General features: G+C 72.9%; 15 protein-coding genes. 2 read left to right on the top strand and 13 right to left on the bottom strand.

The features are described from left to right. Positions 1-20: 20 nt before the first annotated feature. A complete protein-coding gene (gene pepN, locus ACNAVT_RS23145; RefSeq protein ID WP_416299247.1) occupies positions 21-2,537 on the bottom strand; it encodes an aminopeptidase N in 2,517 nt (838 codons plus the stop codon). Between the two features lie 65 nt (positions 2,538-2,602). On the opposite strand from pepN, the gene ACNAVT_RS23140 reads away from it, so the two are divergent. Next, a complete protein-coding gene (locus tag ACNAVT_RS23140) occupies positions 2,603-2,821 on the top strand; it encodes a DUF397 domain-containing protein (RefSeq protein WP_416299246.1) in 219 nt (72 codons plus the stop codon). A 10-nt stretch (positions 2,822-2,831) separates the two neighbouring features. Here ACNAVT_RS23140 and ACNAVT_RS23135 read toward each other — a convergent pair whose 3' ends face one another. From ACNAVT_RS23135 to ACNAVT_RS23125, 3 genes are all read right to left on the bottom strand, one after another. After that, positions 2,832-3,224, bottom strand: a complete 393-nt coding sequence (locus tag ACNAVT_RS23135) for a hypothetical protein (protein ID WP_416299245.1) — start codon at positions 3,222-3,224, stop codon at positions 2,832-2,834. A 208-nt stretch (positions 3,225-3,432) separates the two neighbouring features. Continuing rightward, a complete protein-coding gene (locus tag ACNAVT_RS23130) occupies positions 3,433-4,611 on the bottom strand; it encodes a zinc-dependent alcohol dehydrogenase (protein ID WP_416299244.1) in 1,179 nt (392 codons plus the stop codon). Further along, the gene (locus tag ACNAVT_RS23125) at positions 4,608-5,246 is read right to left on the bottom strand and encodes a cyclase (RefSeq protein WP_416299243.1); all 639 of its coding nucleotides are present in this window, start codon (positions 5,244-5,246) and stop codon (positions 4,608-4,610) included. The genes ACNAVT_RS23130 and ACNAVT_RS23125 overlap by 4 nt, the downstream gene beginning before the upstream one ends. Before the next feature lie 403 nt (positions 5,247-5,649). On the opposite strand from ACNAVT_RS23125, the gene ACNAVT_RS23120 reads away from it, so the two are divergent. After that, complete coding sequence (locus ACNAVT_RS23120; RefSeq protein WP_416299307.1) at positions 5,650-6,078, top strand: DUF4383 domain-containing protein; 429 nt, start codon at positions 5,650-5,652, stop codon at positions 6,076-6,078. Between the two features lie 31 nt (positions 6,079-6,109). Here ACNAVT_RS23120 and ACNAVT_RS23115 read toward each other — a convergent pair whose 3' ends face one another. The 9 genes from ACNAVT_RS23115 to ACNAVT_RS23075 form a co-directional block, all read right to left on the bottom strand. Beyond that, positions 6,110-6,559: a GNAT family N-acetyltransferase gene (locus ACNAVT_RS23115; RefSeq protein ID WP_416299242.1), complete on the bottom strand. Its 450-nt coding sequence runs from the start codon at positions 6,557-6,559 to the stop codon at positions 6,110-6,112. A 70-nt stretch (positions 6,560-6,629) separates the two neighbouring features. Continuing rightward, positions 6,630-8,090, bottom strand: a complete 1,461-nt coding sequence (obgE, locus tag ACNAVT_RS23110; RefSeq protein ID WP_416299241.1) for a GTPase ObgE — start codon at positions 8,088-8,090, stop codon at positions 6,630-6,632. An 89-nt stretch (positions 8,091-8,179) separates the two neighbouring features. Further along, entirely contained in the window at positions 8,180-8,434 is a 255-nt protein-coding gene (rpmA, locus tag ACNAVT_RS23105) for a 50S ribosomal protein L27 (protein WP_073838295.1), read from the bottom strand. A gap of 11 nt (positions 8,435-8,445) precedes the next feature. Further along, a complete protein-coding gene (gene rplU / locus ACNAVT_RS23100; RefSeq protein ID WP_402862385.1) occupies positions 8,446-8,760 on the bottom strand; it encodes a 50S ribosomal protein L21 in 315 nt (104 codons plus the stop codon). Between the two features lie 307 nt (positions 8,761-9,067). Beyond that, the gene (locus ACNAVT_RS23095; protein WP_416299240.1) at positions 9,068-12,136 is read right to left on the bottom strand and encodes an Rne/Rng family ribonuclease; all 3,069 of its coding nucleotides are present in this window, start codon (positions 12,134-12,136) and stop codon (positions 9,068-9,070) included. A 131-nt stretch (positions 12,137-12,267) separates the two neighbouring features. Further along, positions 12,268-13,095 (bottom strand): TIGR03936 family radical SAM-associated protein, encoded by an 828-nt coding sequence (locus ACNAVT_RS23090; RefSeq protein WP_416299239.1) that lies wholly within the window; start codon positions 13,093-13,095, stop codon positions 12,268-12,270. Between the two features lie 136 nt (positions 13,096-13,231). After that, positions 13,232-14,620 carry a type VII secretion-associated serine protease mycosin gene (gene mycP / locus ACNAVT_RS23085; protein ID WP_416299238.1) on the bottom strand — a complete coding sequence of 463 codons (1,389 nt, stop codon included), beginning with the start codon at positions 14,618-14,620 and terminating at the stop codon, positions 13,232-13,234. 10 nt (positions 14,621-14,630) lie between these two features. Continuing rightward, positions 14,631-16,055 (bottom strand): hypothetical protein, encoded by a 1,425-nt coding sequence (locus tag ACNAVT_RS23080; protein WP_416299237.1) that lies wholly within the window; start codon positions 16,053-16,055, stop codon positions 14,631-14,633. Positions 16,056-16,068: 13 nt separating this feature from the next. Next, positions 16,069-16,509 carry a hypothetical protein gene (locus ACNAVT_RS23075; RefSeq protein WP_416299236.1) on the bottom strand — a complete coding sequence of 147 codons (441 nt, stop codon included), beginning with the start codon at positions 16,507-16,509 and terminating at the stop codon, positions 16,069-16,071. Between the last annotated feature and the right edge of the window lie 47 nt (positions 16,510-16,556).

The raw sequence follows: 16,556 nt of genomic DNA, 5'->3' as shown, positions 1-16,556 counted from the left end.
CCCGGGTCGGCCGTGGCGGTTCAGGCGCCCGTGGCGGCCATCGCCGTCCTTGCCACCAGCGCGCGACGCAGGTCGTCGTCGAGGTCGACCACCCGCCGGCGCAGGCCCGGCGTGAGGTCGTCGCGGGCCAGCAGCGCCGCGGCCAACTCCCGGATGGGCTGCGCGACGGCGTAGCGGGGGAAGGCCAGGCTGGCGACCCGGTCGGCCGTCCAGGGGGTACGCAGGCGCGACGCCGCCGGCATGTCGGCGAAGTAGCGCTCGACGTAACCGCTGGTCAGCTCGGCCTGCTCCGGCTGCCAGAAGCCCTCGGCGGTCGCCTCCACCAGGCGGTTGGACAGCTCCGTGTTACTGGTGATGATCTCCCATGCGGCCCGCTTGGCGTCGGCTTCGGGCAACGCGGCCCGGCAGCTCGCGGCCCGCTCGGCGCCGATGGCGCTGCGGTCGGCGGCCGCCTCGGCGGCGATCTCCGGTTCGCCGGCCGCCCCGAGCACCACCAGCCGGTACAGCAGCGACCAGCGCAGGTCGGCGTCCACGGCCAGCCCCTCCGGCACACCCTCGCCGACCAGCCAGCCGGCGAGCAGCCCGGTGTCGGTGGTGGCGCCGATCAACCCCCGGGCCGCGGCGAGTTGCAGCGAGCCGCCGGCCGGGGCGCCGGCCAGCAGCGCGGCGCAGGCCCCGGCGATCCGGAGCAGGGCGGCGTCGCGGGTCAGCGGGTCCAGATAGCGGTCGACCAGGCTACGACTGAGGGTGAGCACGTCCTCGGCGATGATCACCTCGGTCTCGGCCGGCAGCGCCGCCGCGATGAGCGCGACCACCGAGGCCACCGGCCGCTCGCCATCGGTGGCGGCGTCCAGGGCCTCGCCCCAGAGCAACGCCCGGGCCAGCGAGTCGTCCAGCCCGGCGAGCAGCATCGGCACCGCGTCGGCGGAGGCGTGATCGAGCCGGATCTTGGCGAAGGTGAGGTCACCGGCGTTGGGCAGCAGCAGGCCGGTGGCCGGCTGCCCGACCAGCTCGGTCAGCTCGGTGCGGCCCTGCTCGGCGCCCGGGTCCAGGTCGACCTCGAAGCGGTGCACCGGGGCGTCGGCGACGTACCGGGCCACCCCGATGCGGTGCGGGCGCAGCACCGGGTACGCCTCCGGCGCGGTCTGCACCACCGCCGCCTCGGTCCACCGGCCGTCGGCGTCCACAGCGGTCTCCACCCGCAGCGTGTTGACCTGGGGGCGGCGTAGCCAGCGCTCGGCCCAGTCGGCCAGGTCCCGCCCGCTCGCGGTGCTGAGGCTGTCGAGGAGGTCGGCGAGGGTGGCGTTGCCGAACCGGTGCTTGGCGAAGTGCGCGTTAAGGCCGGCGAGGAACGCCTCGTCGCCCGCCCAGGCGACGAGCTGGCGCAGCACGCTGGCGCCCTTGGCATACGAGATGCCGTCGAAGTTGAGCAGGGCCTGGGCGGCGTCGGCCACCTCCTCGGGGGCCACCGGGTGGGTGGAGGGGCGCTGGTCGGCGGCGTATCCCCAGGCCTTGCGGCGCATCGCGAAGGTGGTCCACGCCCGGTCGAAGCGGGTGGCCTCGGCGGTGACCCGGGTGCCCAGGTACTCGGCGAAGGACTCGTTGAGCCAGAGGTCGTCCCACCAGCGCATGGTCACCAGGTCGCCGAACCACATGTGCGCCATCTCGTGGGCGATGGTGGTGGCCCGCAGCTCCCGCTGGGTGTCGGTGACGGCGGAGCGGAAGACGTAGTCGTCACGCAAGGTGACCAGGCCCGGATTCTCCATCGCCCCGGCGTTGAACTCGGGCACGAACGCCTGGTCGTACTTGCCGAACGGGTAGCGCTCGGCGAAGAGCTGGTGGAACCGGTCGAAGCACTGCCTCGTGACGGTGAAGATCTCCTCGGCGTCGGCGTCCAGGTGCTCGGCCAGCGAACGCCGACAGTAGAGGCCGAGCGGGATGCCGTCGTGCTCGTCGTGCCGTACGTGCCATGGCCCGGCGATCAGCGTGAAGAAGTACGTCGCCAGGGGTGCGGTGGGCGCGAACACCCAGCGCCCGGGCGCCGGCCGGTCGGCGAGCTGCCCGTTGGCGGCCACGGTCCACTCCGGCGGAGCGGTGACCGAGAGGGTCACCGGTGCCTTGAGGTCGGGCTGGTCGAACGCGGCGAAGATCCGCTGCACGTCGTCCAGGAAGGACATCGCGTAGAGGTACGTCTCGCCGTCGGCCGGGTCGACGAACCGGTGCAGGCCCTCGCCGGTGTTCGAGTACGCCATCTCGGCGCTGACCGTCAACGTGTTGGCCGCCACCAACCCGGTCAGCGGCAGCCGGTTGTCGTCGAGGGCAGCCGGGTCGAGATCCCGGTCGTTGAGACGTACGCCGAGGAGTTTCCCGGGTTTGACCTCGGCGAAGGTCTCGGTGCCGGGAGTCGCCCGGAACCGGATCGTGGCGATGGAGCGGAACCGCTCGCCGTCACCGGTCAGGTCGAGGTCCACCTCGTAGGACTCGACGGTAATCGACGCGCCACGCGCGGTCGCCTCTACACGGGTCAGGCTTGGCATCCGCTTATCCTGCCCGATGGGGATCCGGACGGCTCCCCGTGTGGCCTGGCGATGGAGGAACAGCGATGGGTCAGCACCCCAAGGGCGACTTCGACCTCTCCCGGGCGGTCTGGCAGCGAGCCGAGGGCGACACCTCCGAGAGCGCGGTCGAGGTCGCCTTCGTCGACGACCTGATCGGAATGCGCAACTCGGCCGAGCCGGACGGGCCGGTGCTGGTCTTCACCCAGGCCGAGTGGGACGCGTTCGTCTCGGGTGCCCAGGACGGCGAGTTCGACCTGGAGTGAGCCCGGGCGCTCAGTCACCGTCGCCCCAGCCGAGACCGCCGGGACCGGGCGCGTGGTGGAAGCCCGGGTGGCCGGCCACGTCGACGCAGCGCTCGCCGTCGGGCCCGAGCGCCCCGCAGAACAGCCGTTCCGCGCGGTGCCAGGCCTCGGCCGGGGAGAGGGCCGCCGCGCCGAGCGCCAGCTCCGGACGAAGCAGGTCCAGCGCCTCGGCGTACGCGACGGCCAGCTCGCGGGCGACGGACGGGTCGGCCGCCTCGAAGCCGAGGTGCACGGTGAAGAACCGGGGCGGCCGGGCCCCGGCCCGCCGCGGTGGGGCGATCAGCGCCTCCTCGCGAGGGCCGCGGCGCAGGCCGAGCCCGCTCATCGCCCGGCCCCGCCAGCGTGCCGCCTTGTCGTTACGCATCAGTCCTGCTTCCCTACCAGCTGCTCGCCTGGTGACCGTCGCCGATCGCGCCGGCGGGCCCACGACCGGCCCGCTGCCGGCCCCGACTGAGCCAACCAGCTTTCCGGTGCGTTGGGAGGGGCCAGCTCGGGTGCGCTCCGCTGGCCCCTCCCCCCACCGTCCGGATGTGCTAGGCCGACGGTCTCCCGGGCATCGGCGACCGCGCCGCTCACGCCGGCTGCGGGTGCAGGACGGCACGCAGGCAGCCGTCCTCCTTCTTCTGGAAGATCTCGTAGCCGCGGGCGCCGTCGGCCAGCGGCATCGGGTGGGTCGCCAGGTAACCGGGATCGATCTCGCCGACCGCGATCCGATCCAGCAGCATCGGGATGTATCGCTGGGCGTGCATCTGCCCCATCCGCAGCACCAGCGCCTTGTTCATGGCGGCACCGAGCGGGAACTTGTCGACCAGGCCCGCGTACACCCCCATGATGCTCACCGTGCCGCCCTTGCGGCACGCCATGATCGCCTGACGCACCGCGGTCGGCCGGTCGGTGGTGAGCCGGACCGTCTGCTTCGCCTTGTCGTACGCGTAGACCGGCCCGATGTCGTGCGACTCCATGCCGACCGCCTCGATGCAGGCGTCCGGCCCGCGGCCGGCGGTCAGCTCGCGCAGTGCCTCCAGCACGTCGGTCTCGGCGTAGTTGACCGTCTCGACGCCGAGCCGGTCGGCGGCGGCGGCAAGCCGCTCCGGCAGCCGGTCGATGACGATGACCCGCTCGGCGCCGAGGATCTGGGCGGACCGGGCGGCCATCTGCCCCACCCCGCCGGCGCCCCAGACGGCGACCACCTCGCCGCCCTTGAGCCCGCAGAAGTCGGCCGCCATCCAGCCGGTGGGCATGGCGTCGGAGGCGAAGACAACCGAGTCGTCGGGCACCCCGTCGGGGACGGCGAACGCCCCGACGTCGCCGAACGGCACCCGGATGTACTCGGCATGGCTGCCGGCGTAGCCGCCGGCAGCGTGCGAGTAGCCGAGGATGCCGGCCGGCGAGTGCCCCCACAGTTTCTCGGTGAAGACCGGCTGCGGGTTGGAGTTGTCGCAGAGCGAGAACTGCTCGGTGCGGCAGTACCAGCAGGCACCGCAGGCCACCACCGGGCCGACGACCACCCGGTCGCCGACCTTGATCCGGCGTACGTCGCGGCCGGTCTCGACCACCTCACCCACGAACTCGTGACCGAGGATGTCCCCCTCGCGCATCGCCGGCAGGTACCCGTTGATCAGGTGCAGGTCGGAGCCGCAGACGCTGCTCGCCCGGACCTTGACGATGAGGTCGCCGGCGGAGCGGATGGCCGGCTCCGGCACGTCACGTACGGCCAGCTTGCCGATACCCTCCCAGCACAGGGCCCTCACGGCCGGCCGCCCACCGTCAGCCGCTCGCGGACCCTGTCCGTCGCCTGTTCCTGCTTCGGGCTGCGCCCCGACGGGTCGTGGCGGGTGTTCAGCACCTGGCCGGTCTCGATCAGCGACTTGATCCGTCGCAGCGTGCTGCGCAGTGCCAGATCGGGATCGTGCCCGCTGGTCAGCCCCAGCGCCCGGCGTACCGGCCCGGCCCGCCAGCGCAGCTCGGCGCGGATCTCGGTGCCCCGGTCCTGCGGGGCGGGGACCAGCTCGACCCGGCCCCGCTGGGCCACCGGCCCGTCGGTGACTCGCCAGCTCAGCCGGCCCGGGCCGTCGACGGTGAGTTCCGCACGCCACTCGGCGCCGCCGCCGGCCGGGTCGCTGGCCACGCAGCGCCACCGGTTGTCGTCCAGCTGTTCCAGGGTCGCCCACTCGGCGAGCCCCCGGTCCAGCCGTTCCCGGTCGGTCCAGAAGCCGATCACCGCGTCCACCGGTCGGGCCACCGTGATCCCCCGGTGGACGACGTACCAACCGTCCTCCCGCCCGGGTTCGTGGCGGCGGCGCCGCCGTGCCACCGCGCGGCCGATCCCGAGTGCGGTCACCGTCGCGGCGCCGGCCAGCGCCCACCTCGTTGCGTTGCTGGTCATCACGTCTCCTCCACCGGCGTCCGGGGTTGGACCGCCCGCATCCGCAGCGCTACCCGGCACACATCGACCGAAACGACAAACTGGTCCAATTCACTGAGAATATGGGCATCACCGGACCCCGCCCCGGTGTTCCGCCCGAGAGACGGACACTCCGCGCCCTGGCCACGGGACGCACCGGCCCGGGACCCGGGGCCGCGCCCCGGTCACCAGCTCGGCCGCACCCCGGCCACGTAGCCCGGGTTCAGCGCTGGACCTGCTCCCGATTCGTCATTCCTCTGCGGAAGCGCCCCGGCCCGGACACAGAATGGAGGGTCTGCCCCGCCCGGGCGGCGGCTGATCCACGGAGGTGACAGCGATGGCACGTGACGTGCGCGGACGTGCTTCGGCCCCGGCGGCGATCCAGATGTTCGCCCTCGCGGTGGCCGTCGGCTTCGTGGTGATCGGCGTGCTCGGCTTCCTCCCCGGCGTCACCACGCACCTCGGCGAGCTGATGTTCGCCGGCCACCACTCGAAGGCGAAACTGTTCGGCCTGTTCCAGGTGTCGATCCTGCACAACCTGCTGCACCTGGTCTTCGGCCTGGTCGGGCTGGGGCTGGCCCGCCAGGTGGGCGGGGCGCGGCTCTTCCTGGCCGGCGGTGGCGCCGTCTACCTCGTGATCTGGATGTACGGCTTCGGCGTCGACCGGGCAAGCTACGCGAACTTCTGGCCGTTCAACGACGCCGACAACTGGCTGCACCTGTTCCTCGGCTTCGGCATGCTCGTGTTCGGCCTGCTGCTCTCCCCCCGGGCCGGCAACGGCGGGCGGCTGGACACCCCGTTCGACCGGCCCTGACCTCCGGCGTCACCCGATCGGGGCGGGCGCGTCAGGCCGCGACGAGCAGCCGCTTGGCGAAGCAGACGCTGTACGGGTTGTCGACGTACTCGCCGTACACCGGGACGGGCTGGTAGCCGCAGGACCGGTAGAGGCCGATGGCGGCCGGCAGGTACGTACCGGTCTCCAGGCACACCGTGGTGTGCCCCTGCCGGAAGGCCAGCTCCTCCAGGGCGGCCAGCAGCTGCCGGGCGATCCCCCGCCCCCGGTACGCCGGCCGGACGTACATCCGCTTCAGCTCGCCGGTGTCGGCGTCCAGCGCCTGGATCCCGCCACAGGCGACGGCCCGCCCGGCCGCCACCACGACCAGGTAGCGGATGTCGTCGTGGGCGACCGTCACCTGCCCGTCCAGCCCCCCGTCGGCCTCGCGCAGCTCACGCTGCTGGGCGACGACCAGGGCGGCCAGCTCGGGGTCAGTGGCGCAACGGGATTCGATCAGCATTGCGCAACGGTAGGTGGGCTGGATTTCGCGGAGGTTTCCGGCCAACAACCCAATCACGGACGGACGGGAACTACTCCCAGTCCTCGTCGTCGTCCGAGTCCTGGGCAGCCGCCTCGATCTCGTCGGCGGGGCGCTGCCGGCGCGCCTTGCGGGCGGCCAGCCGCTCGGCGGCGGAGACGCGGGTCGACTTCTCCTCCAGCCGGATGTCGGTGCCCCGGTTGCCCGGAATGAAGTCGACGCCGGCGTAGAGGGTGGGCTGCCAGTCGAACTCCCGCTCGCCGATGCGAACCAGGTCGCCGGGGTTGGCGCCGGCCTTGGCCAGCTTCTCCTCGACGCCCAGCCGGGCCAGCCGGTCGGCCAGGTAGCCCACCGCCTCGTCGTTGTCGAAGTTGGTCTGCCGGACCCAGCGCTCGGGACGGGCGCCCCGGACGGTGAACGAGCCGTCCTCCGCCGCCTCGATGGTGAAGCCGACGTCGTCGACCGCCTTCGGGCGGATCACGATCCGGGTCGGTTCGGCCGGCGGCGCCGCGCTACGGGCCTGCTCGACCACCTCCGCCATCGCGTACGTCAGCTCCTTGAGCCCCTCGCGGGTGGCCGTGGAGATCTCGAAGACCCGCAGGCCACGCTCCGCCAGGTCGGGCCGGACGATCTCGGCGAGGTCCCGGCCGTCCGGTACGTCGATCTTGTTGAGCGCGACCAGGCGGGGCCGGTCGGCGAGGCCGCCGTACTCGGCCAGCTCGGCCTCGAGGGTGTCGATGTCGGCCAGCGGGTCCCGGCCCGGCTCCAGCGAGGCGGTGTCCACCACGTGCACCAGCACGGCGCAGCGCTCGATGTGGCGGAGGAACTCCAGACCCAGGCCCTTGCCGGTGGCGGCGCCCGGGATCAGCCCCGGTACGTCGGCCACGGTGAAGGTGTGGTTGTCCACCCGGACCACGCCCAGGTTCGGCACCAGGGTGGTGAACGGGTAGTCGGCGATCTTCGGCTTGGCGGCGGAGATCACCGAGATCAGCGACGACTTGCCGGCCGACGGGAAGCCGACCAGGCCGACGTCGGCGACGCTCTTCAGTTCCAGCACCACGTCCAGCCGGTCGCCCGGCTCGCCCAGTTCGGCGAAGCCGGGGGCCTTGCGCCGGGCGTTGGCCAACGAGGCGTTGCCCCGGCCGCCCCGGCCGCCCCGAGCCGCCTCGAAGGTCGTCCCCGTGCCGACCAGGTCCGCCAGCACCTCGCCGTCGAGGCTCTGCACCACGGTGCCGTTCGGCACCTTGATCACCAGGTCCCGGCCGTTGGCGCCGTCCCGGTTCGAGCCCGCGCCACCCTTGCCGTTCTCGGCCTTCAGGTGCGGGCGGAAGTGGAAGTCGAGCAGCGTGGTCACCTGCGGGTCGACGACCAGCGAGACGCTGCCGCCGTGCCCGCCGTTGCCGCCGTCCGGGCCACCGAAGGGCTTGAACTTCTCCCGGTGGATCGAGACACAGCCGTGCCCGCCGTCGCCGGCCTGCATGTGCAGGACGACCCGGTCAACGAACGTCGTCACGCGGTCAATCCTTCCAGCGGGACCCATCCCGCACGTGAAAAAGCGAAGCGGGCCGGGACACGAGGTCCACGGCCCGCAACGCCTGCGAACTACTGCTGCGGCACGATGCTGACGGTCTTGCGGCCGCGCTTGGTGCCGAACTGGACCGCACCGGCGGCCAGCGCGAAGAGCGTGTCGTCGCCGCCGCGGCCAACCAGGTCACCGGGGTGGAACTTGGTGCCACGCTGGCGGATGATGATCTCGCCGGCGTTGACGACCTGACCACCGAAGCGCTTCACGCCGAGCCGCTGGGCCGCGGAGTCGCGACCGTTACGCGAGCTGGACGCACCCTTTTTGTGAGCCATTGGAGGACGACCTACTTCCCGCTGGAGATGCCGGTCACCTTGACCTGGGTCAGCGGCTGGCGGTGACCCTGGCGCTTGTGGTAGCCGGTCTTGTTCTTGAACTTGTGGATCCGGATCTTCGGGCCCTTGGTGTGCGCGGCGATCTCGCCGGACACCGAGACCTGGGCAAGCTTCGCCGCGTCGGTCACCAGGTCGTCACCGTCGACGAGGAGCACCGCGGTGAGCTTCACCGCGTCGCCGGGGGCACCGACGAGCTTCTCGACCTCGATCACGTCGCCCTCGGCGACCTTGTACTGCTTGCCGCCGGTCTTGACGATCGCGTACATCGGAGGCGGACTCCCTGTCGTTGAGGCTGCTGACAATCGTTCCCACGGCGTCTCGCCGGGTAGCCGTGACACCGGCAGCGCGGGCACGCGGGAACTCGGCACACCAAAGTGCGCCGCAGGCAAGCGTACGCCATACCCGGCCCGCCACCCAAACCGGGCCACCCGTCAGCGCGGGCAGAGCCCGTCGAGGCGCTGCCGAAGCCCGTCACGCGCTTCTGACGGTACGGCCGCCACGGGAACGACAGGGCCCCTCCCCGGCCACTGTCACCGGGGAGGGGCCCTGTCGAACGCCGTGCTGGTCAGCGGCTCACGGCCGGGTACGCCGCCGCGCGCCGCCACGGCGGGAACGCCGCCGACCGAGGCCGCTCTCGACGCCTTCCTCCTCGGGCTCGCCGTCGCCGATCGCGTCCGGGTCGTCGGCCGCGGCCAACCGGGCCGAATCGCCCGTCTGGCTGTCGGCGACCGCCGGGGCGGCCGGCGTCTCGGTCTCGTACCGGGACAGGTCGTAGCCCATCGTGTCGTGGTAGTCCGCCTCCGCCTGGGCGTCGGTCACCTCGGCGACGGTCTTCTCCGGCGCGGCCTTGCGGCCCCGGCGCCGGGACGGCCCGCCCTTCTCCTCGGTGGCCGGGGCGGTGACGGCCGAGGCGACCGCCTTGACCTTCTCCCCCGCGGTCCCGCCGGCCCGCGGCTTCTCCGGCACCGGCTCGGTGTGGATGATGACGCCCCGGCCCTTGCAGCACTCGCAGGTCTCGCTGAAGGCCTCCAGCAGGCCCGCGCCGATCCGCTTCCGGGTCATCTGCACCAGGCCCAGCGAGGTGATCTCGGTGACCTGGTGCTTGGTGCGGTCCCGGCCGAGGCACTCGGTGAGCCGGCGCAGCACCAGCTCCCGATTCGACTCCAGCACCATGTCGATGAAGTCGATCACCACGATGCCACCGAGGTCGCGCAGCCGCAGCTGGCGCACGATCTCCTCGGCCGCCTCGAGGTTGTTCCGGGTGACCGTCTCCTCCAGGTTGCCCCCGGAGCCGGTGTACTTGCCGGTGTTGACGTCGATGACGGTCATCGCCTCGGTCCGGTCGATCACCAGCGAGCCGCCGGAGGGGAGGAAGACCTTGCGGTCCAGCCCCTTGAGGATCTGCTCGTCGATCCGGTACTCGGCGAAGACGTCGGTGGTGCCGACGTGCCGGCGCAGCCGGGCGACCAGGTCCGGTGATACGTGCGACAGGTACGACTCGACGATGTCGTACGACTGCTCGCCCTCGATCACCAGCTCGCGGAAGTCCTCGTTGAACAGGTCCCGGACCACCCGGATGACCAGGTCCGGCTCCTCGTAGAGCAGCACCGGGGCGCCACCCTCGGCGGCCTTGGCCTGGATGTCCTCCCACTGCGCCTGGAGCCGCTTGACGTCCCGGGCCAGCTCGTCCTCGCTGGCGCCTTCGGCCGCGGTGCGGACGATCACCCCGGCGCCGTCCGGCACCAGCTTCTTGAGGATGTCCCGCAGCCGCTTGCGCTCGGTGTCCGGCAGCTTCCGGCTGATGCCGGACGCGTTGCCGTTGGGCACGTACACCAGGTGTCGGCCGGAGAGCGCGATGTGGCTGGTCAGCCGCGCGCCCTTGTGCCCGATCGGGTCCTTGGTGACCTGCACCAGCACCGAGTCGCCGGACTTGAGCGCCTGCTCGATCGAGCGGGCCCGGCCCTCCAGGCCGGTGGTGTCCCAGTTGACCTCGCCCGCGTAGAGGACGGCGTTACGGCCGCGCCCGACGTCGACGAAGGCCGCCTCCATGCTGGGCAGGACGTTCTGCACCTTGCCGAGGTAGACGTTGCCGGCCATCGTGCCGGACGAGTTGCGGGTGACGTAGTGCTCGACCAGCACGCCGTCCTCGAGGACCGCGATCTGGGTCCGGTCGCCGCGCTGGCGGACGGCCATCACCCGGTCGACCGCCTCCCGGCGGGCCAGGAACTCCGACTCGCTCAGGATCGGCGGCCGGGTACGCCGCTGCTCCCGGCCGTCCCGGCGGCGCTGCCGCTTGGCCTCCAGCCGGGTCGAGCCGGAGACGCCCTGCACCTCGTCGACGGGCCGGCGCGGTTCGCGGATCTTGACGACCGTGGGCACGCCGTCCTCGGCGGCGGCCTCGACGTCGCCCGCCCCCCGGCGGCGGCGGCGACGCCGGCGGCGGGTCATCCCGTCGCCTTCGGCCTCCTCCTCCTCGGCCTCGTCCGCCTCGGCCTCGGCGCTCTCGGCCTGGATCGCCTCCTCGGCCTCGTCCTCCTCGACGTCCTCCACGCCGCCCTTGCCCCGGCCCCGGCCCCGGCGGCCCCGACGACGGCGACGGCGGCCGGCAGCCGCCTCCTCGTCCTCGTCCTCCTCCGCCTCGACGGCTTCCTCGGCCTCGGCGGTCGGCTCCACCTCGGCCTCGGCCTCGACCTCGGCCTCGACCGGCTCCGCCTCGCGGCGGCCACGCCGGCGGCGCCGGCCGGTCTCCACCGGCTCCTCGGCCGGCTCCTCGAGGACCGGCCCGGTGACCCGGACGATCGGCATCTCCTCGGGCTGCGGCGCCATGAACAGGACGGTCGGCGCGGAAAGCGCAGCCCGGCGGCGACGAGTGGACCGCTCCGGCTCCTCGGCCGGCTGCTCGGTGACCGCCGGGACGGCGGAGCCCGGCGCGACATCGCCGGTCCGGTCCGCCGGCCCACCGGCGCTGGCCAGAGTGGCCTCGGCGGCCGGTGGCACCTCGGCCACTCCCTCGGCGGTCGGCGTCGGTGCACCGGCCAGCTCCCGGGCCGGCGTCGGCTCGGCTTCGGTCTCCTCGCCCTCGGGTTCCTCCTCGCCGGCCTCCTCGACCGGCACGGCGACGGCCGACGGCTCGGTGCCCGCACCGGCCTCGCCGCCGCCGTCCTCCCCCTGCGGCTCGGTGGCCGCTGCGGCGGCCTCCGTCGGCGCCTCGGTCACGGACTCCTCGATGGGCGTCTCGGCGGGCGGCGGCGTCGCCTTCCGGCGGCGGGTACGGGTCACCTTGACCGGCGGCACGACCTCGTCGGAGGTCGCTTCCACGCCGGTGGCGGCCACCGGCTCCTCGACCGCCTTCGCGGTGGTCGCCTTGCGCCGCCGTCGGGTGGTCTTCGGTGCCTCCAGCTCACCGGCGACCGGGGCGAAGACCTCGGCCTGCGGTGCCTCACCGCTGCCGGTGCCGGCGCCGCTGGACGCCTCGGCCGGCGCGTCGGTCTGCTCCGGCTGGTTGAGCGGGGCGGCCTTACGGCGGCTGGTCCGCTTGCGGGCCGGTGGCTTGGTCTCGGGAGTGCTGTCGGTGTTGCTGGCGGTTGCCTCGGCCGGCTCTGAACCGGTCCGTTCGCCGCCCTCGGGCTCGTTCTCGAGCATGGACGTTCTCCAGTTCTGGCTGCCCCGGGCGCGGGTGAGCGCTGCCACGCAGGGTCGCCGCAAAAGGTGTTTCCGCCGGGCACGCAGGTGCGCGACCGCCGAAGTCTGCCTGCCAGAGCGTTGACCGTCGGTCAGCGCTCTCCGATGGCTGCCCCGTCGCGATCCGCATCCAACGGATCAACGATCTCGCCCTGCGCGGTCAGCGTGCCCTGCGCCAGCCGGATCACCCTCGGGGAGACCGGCGGCTCCAGGTCAGCCACCACGCGGAGGCCGGAAAGGACGTCATCGGGCCGTACGGACGGGGTGACCTGCCGCACGACCACTTCGAGTATCGCACACGGTACGGCCGTCGCCCCGGAAGGCGTCTCCGGCGAGGCCGGCATATCGATGCTGATAACGGCGGCCCGCGCGTCGAAGGTACGCCGCCCCTGCTTGGTCATCCGCTCGACCTGGATCTCCTCGGCGGCGGTGAAGGCGACCACCGCCCGCTCCAGCACGGCCGGGTCGACCTCGGGCAGCTCGATCCGCCAGTGCGACGCCTCGATCCGGTCGGCCAGGCTGCCGCCGGCGGCCTCCACCGCCTCGAGCACGTCGAGTCCGGGCGAGAGCGCCGCGTCCAGGGCGGCCCGCAGCTGCTCCGGGTCGACCGGCTCGCGCAGGCCGATCTCCAGGTATTCGGCCTCACTCGCGACACCGGTCGGCGCGGCGGAGGCGTACGAGATCTTCGGGTGTGGGGTGAAGCCCTGGGAGAAGGCGATCGGTACGCCGGCCCGGCGCAGCGCGCGCTCGAAGGCCCGGGCGAAGTCCCGGTGCGAGGTGAACCGCAACGGCCCACGCTTGGCATACCGGATCCGGACCCGCTGAACGACCGGTGCCTGGCCGCCCTCGGGTTGAGGCTTTCTGGCGATCGTGAACTCCTCGGGTGCTACCTGTGTGTCCACCCCATCCTGGCGCAGCATCCCTGCCGGCGTGCAGCCGGGGCCGCCGCGGCGGCCCGGAAAGCCGGTCGAAACCGGTCAGGGAGCGTTTTCCTGCCCGCCCGGAGACGCCGGTGGCCGGCCGGTGACGCCCAGGTCATCCGGTCGGCCACGACGATCAGGACCGGTTCCCGCCCGGCGGTGGCGCGGGTGGGCCACCGGGTGGCGGGGCGTAGCCAGGGGGCGGGGCGTAACCGCCCGGCGGGGCGTACCCCTGGCCGGGGGCATGGCCCGGTGGCGGAACGTGACCGCCCGGCGGGCCGTAGCCGGCCGGGACCGGTGGGGTGCCATCGGCGACCATCCGGTCAAGCACCTCGTCCGGGATGTCGGCCGCCCGGGCCGACTCGCGGCGGTACCGGCGCCGGTTCCAGATCAGGAGGAACGCCAGCCCCAGCAGGATCACCAGCACCACGGCGATACCGATGCCGATGACCATGACCTGCTGGTCAGTGGGGCCGCCCCGGTCGCCGTACTTGGTCACGTCGAAGTTGTCGTCCCCGGCCGCCTGGGGCGGGGCCGGGCTGGCCGCCTTCGCGTCGAGGAGCGGGTTCGCGGAAACCGCCGGGACGTCCGCGGCCAACGCGGCGACCGGGTCGATCCGGCCGAAGCCGTACTGCGGGTCCCGACCGGGCGGGCCGGCATCCTGAGCCGTCTTGATGATCCGGTTGATCACGTTAGGCGCGTCGAGGTCCGGGTATTTCGACCGGATCAGCGCCGCGATGCCCGAGACGATCGCGCTGGAGTCGGAGGTGCCGTCACCCCAGCCATAGCCGTGGTCGGGACCAATGTTGTAGATGCCGTCGCCGGGCGCGGCGATCGCCGCCTCCGGGCCCTGGACCGAGCCCGACCAGAAGGCGCCGCCCTTGGTCGTGCCGGTCACCGCGATCACGCCCGGGACGTTGGCCGGGGCGATGACGGCGTCCTCCCCCTTCGCGGTGTTACCGGCGGAGGAGACCAGCACGACGTCCCGGTCGAGGGCGTACTTGATGGCCTGTTCCTCGTCGAGGGAGGCGGCACCCGCCCCGCCGACGGACAGGTTGATCACCTTGGCGCCGCCGTCGACCGCCATCCGGATGCCCTGGGCGACCGCGCCGTCGCGGGCCAACCCCTTACCCTTCTTGATCTTGATGGGCAGGATCTTCGCGCCCGGGGCGATGCCGTCCACGCCGTCGCTGCTGGCGTTCGTGGCCGCGATGATGCCGGCCATGTGGGTGCCGTGGCCCTCCTCGTCGGCCCGCCCGTCACCGGAGGCACCGTAGCTGCGGCCTCCGGCCAGCACCTGGCCGCGGAGGTCGGGATGCGTCGCGTCGACGCCGCTGTCCACCACCGCGACGATCACACCCCGACCGGTGGACAACTTGTGCACCTGGTCGATCCGGAGCTCGTCCAGATACCACTGCTCGGCCCGCCGCGGCGCGGCGGCCGCCGGTTGGGCGGCCCCCAGCACCATGAGCCCGGCCACCAGGCCGGCCGCGACCGGCCGGAACGCCCCGACCTTTACCCTCATCCGTCCGTCCTCATCGCAGGATGCCCGGGGACGCTGCGTCACCGGTGCCCCACGGATCGTCGTCCTCAGTCAACCACGACGAATGCTCAGTGCCGCTGCCGGTGCCGCCGTGCCCGGCCCCGCCGGCGCCGCCCATCATGCCGCCGCCCATCATCCCGGCGCCCCGCGGGCCGTTAGCGCCCGCGCCGGCGGCGTTGCGTAGCGCGCTGGCCGCGCTGGTCATCGGTGGCACCTTGCCGTTGCCGCCGCCGACCAGGCCGGGGATGCCGCCCATCCCGATGCCGCCGACCGCGCCGGCGCCACCGCCGATGCCCCCGGCCGAGCCGACGCCGCCGCCGATCCCGCCGCCCAGGCCACCGCCGCCGAGGCCGGAGGCACCGCCGGGGCCGCTACCCAGGCCGGTGGTACCGCTGATCGTCGGGGTGCCAGCGCCGGCGAGGCCGCTGCTGTAGTCGGGCGCGCCGCTGCCCGGGTAACCGGCGCCGGGGTGAGAGCCGGCGGGGTTGCCGCTGCCGATGCCACCGGTGGAGGGCGGCGCGATGGACGAGTGACCACCGCCGAACGAACCGCCGCCACCGCCACCACCGATGCCGGTGCTGCCGATGTTGGGGACACCGCCGCCACCACCACCGAAGCCGCCGCCACCACCGAGGCCGCCACCACCGCCGGGGTACCCGGACGGCGGCTTGCGGTCGTCCGGCGTGTAGCCGTCATGGCCGCCCCGGGCCGGGGGTACGACCAGCTTCGGCCGCTCGGTCTCCACTGCGACGGGCAGCGGCGACATGGCACTGTTGGCCGCCTGCTGGTTGTCGCGGTACCAGTTGTCCAGGTGGGATTTCGTGTCCCACCAACCGCCCCGCTTGTGGTCCTCGGCGTTGCCGTCGATCTTCATGGTGGCTTCGAGGTCGTCGGCCTTGTCGCGGAACGCGCCGTCGGCGTATGACGCGGGGTTGCTCTGGTAGTCCTTGCGCAGCGCGGCCAGGAAGCCCGACGCGCTCTCGCCGTCCCGGGCGTCATCGAGTTCGGTGCCGTTGGGCAGGCTCCACTCGTTCCAGCCGAAGTCGTCCATCAGCGGGATCGGGATGCTCGCCACCGATTTACGGATGTCGCCCTCGATCCGCGACAGCGCCCCGCTGACGTTGCTCGCGTGGGTGATCAGCTCCTCGATGTCCTTGCCGATGTCGCCGAGGTGCTCCCGGTACGCGTCGCCGCCGCTGCCCTTCCAGCCGACGAGCAGCCCGGGGAGACCCCCGGCGTGCGGGCGTTCCTGGCCCGGCGCGATCGGGCCGACGAAGGACCGCCCGACCAGCGCGTCCCGCAGGTAGCCGAGCCCGGTGGAGAGGCTGCTCCACCCCACGCCGACCGAGCCCACCGTCTCCGGGTCCGCCGACAGCGTCACCTCGCGGACGCAGCGCTCCCAGGTTCCTCCTGCCATGACCGTCTCCCCCTCAGGCCGTGTACGGGTAGGTGGACGGATCGCCTGCGGCTGGCGGCGGGGTGGCGGACTCCAGCAGCCGCTCGATCTGCTTGCCGGTGGCGGCATTGCGCGCCTCGGCGTCGCGGAACGCCTGGGCGATGTCCTCGGTGCCCTTCTTCAACGCCGCCAGCTTGGCGGAGAGCAACTTCAGGTGCGCCTCCATGTTGGCCGTCGACTTGGTCAGCGCCTGCCACTGCATGCGGGCGTCCTCGTACGCGCCGAAGGGGGTGCCGTTCGGGACGGCCTGTGCGTTGTTGCTGTCGCCCTTCATCCGCTCCTTGACGCGCTCCATCTCGTAGCTGATGGTGTCGTCGACGTACTGCTTCAGCCGCTCGACATACTCCGCCGCGGCATCCAGGTCCTCGACACTGACGCTGAGGTCGCCCGTGTCCGGCGGCTGGATTCCACCCATGTCGTTGCCCTCCCCGTTGCCGACCCGCCGATCGGTCCATGTGGGAC

It is taken from the genome of Micromonospora sp. SL4-19 (assembly GCF_047921475.1).
Classification (GTDB): Bacteria; Actinomycetota; Actinomycetes; order Mycobacteriales; family Micromonosporaceae; genus Micromonospora.
The sequence above is the reverse complement of the archived record's forward strand: the minus strand, read 5'-3'. Positions and strand labels throughout refer to the sequence as shown.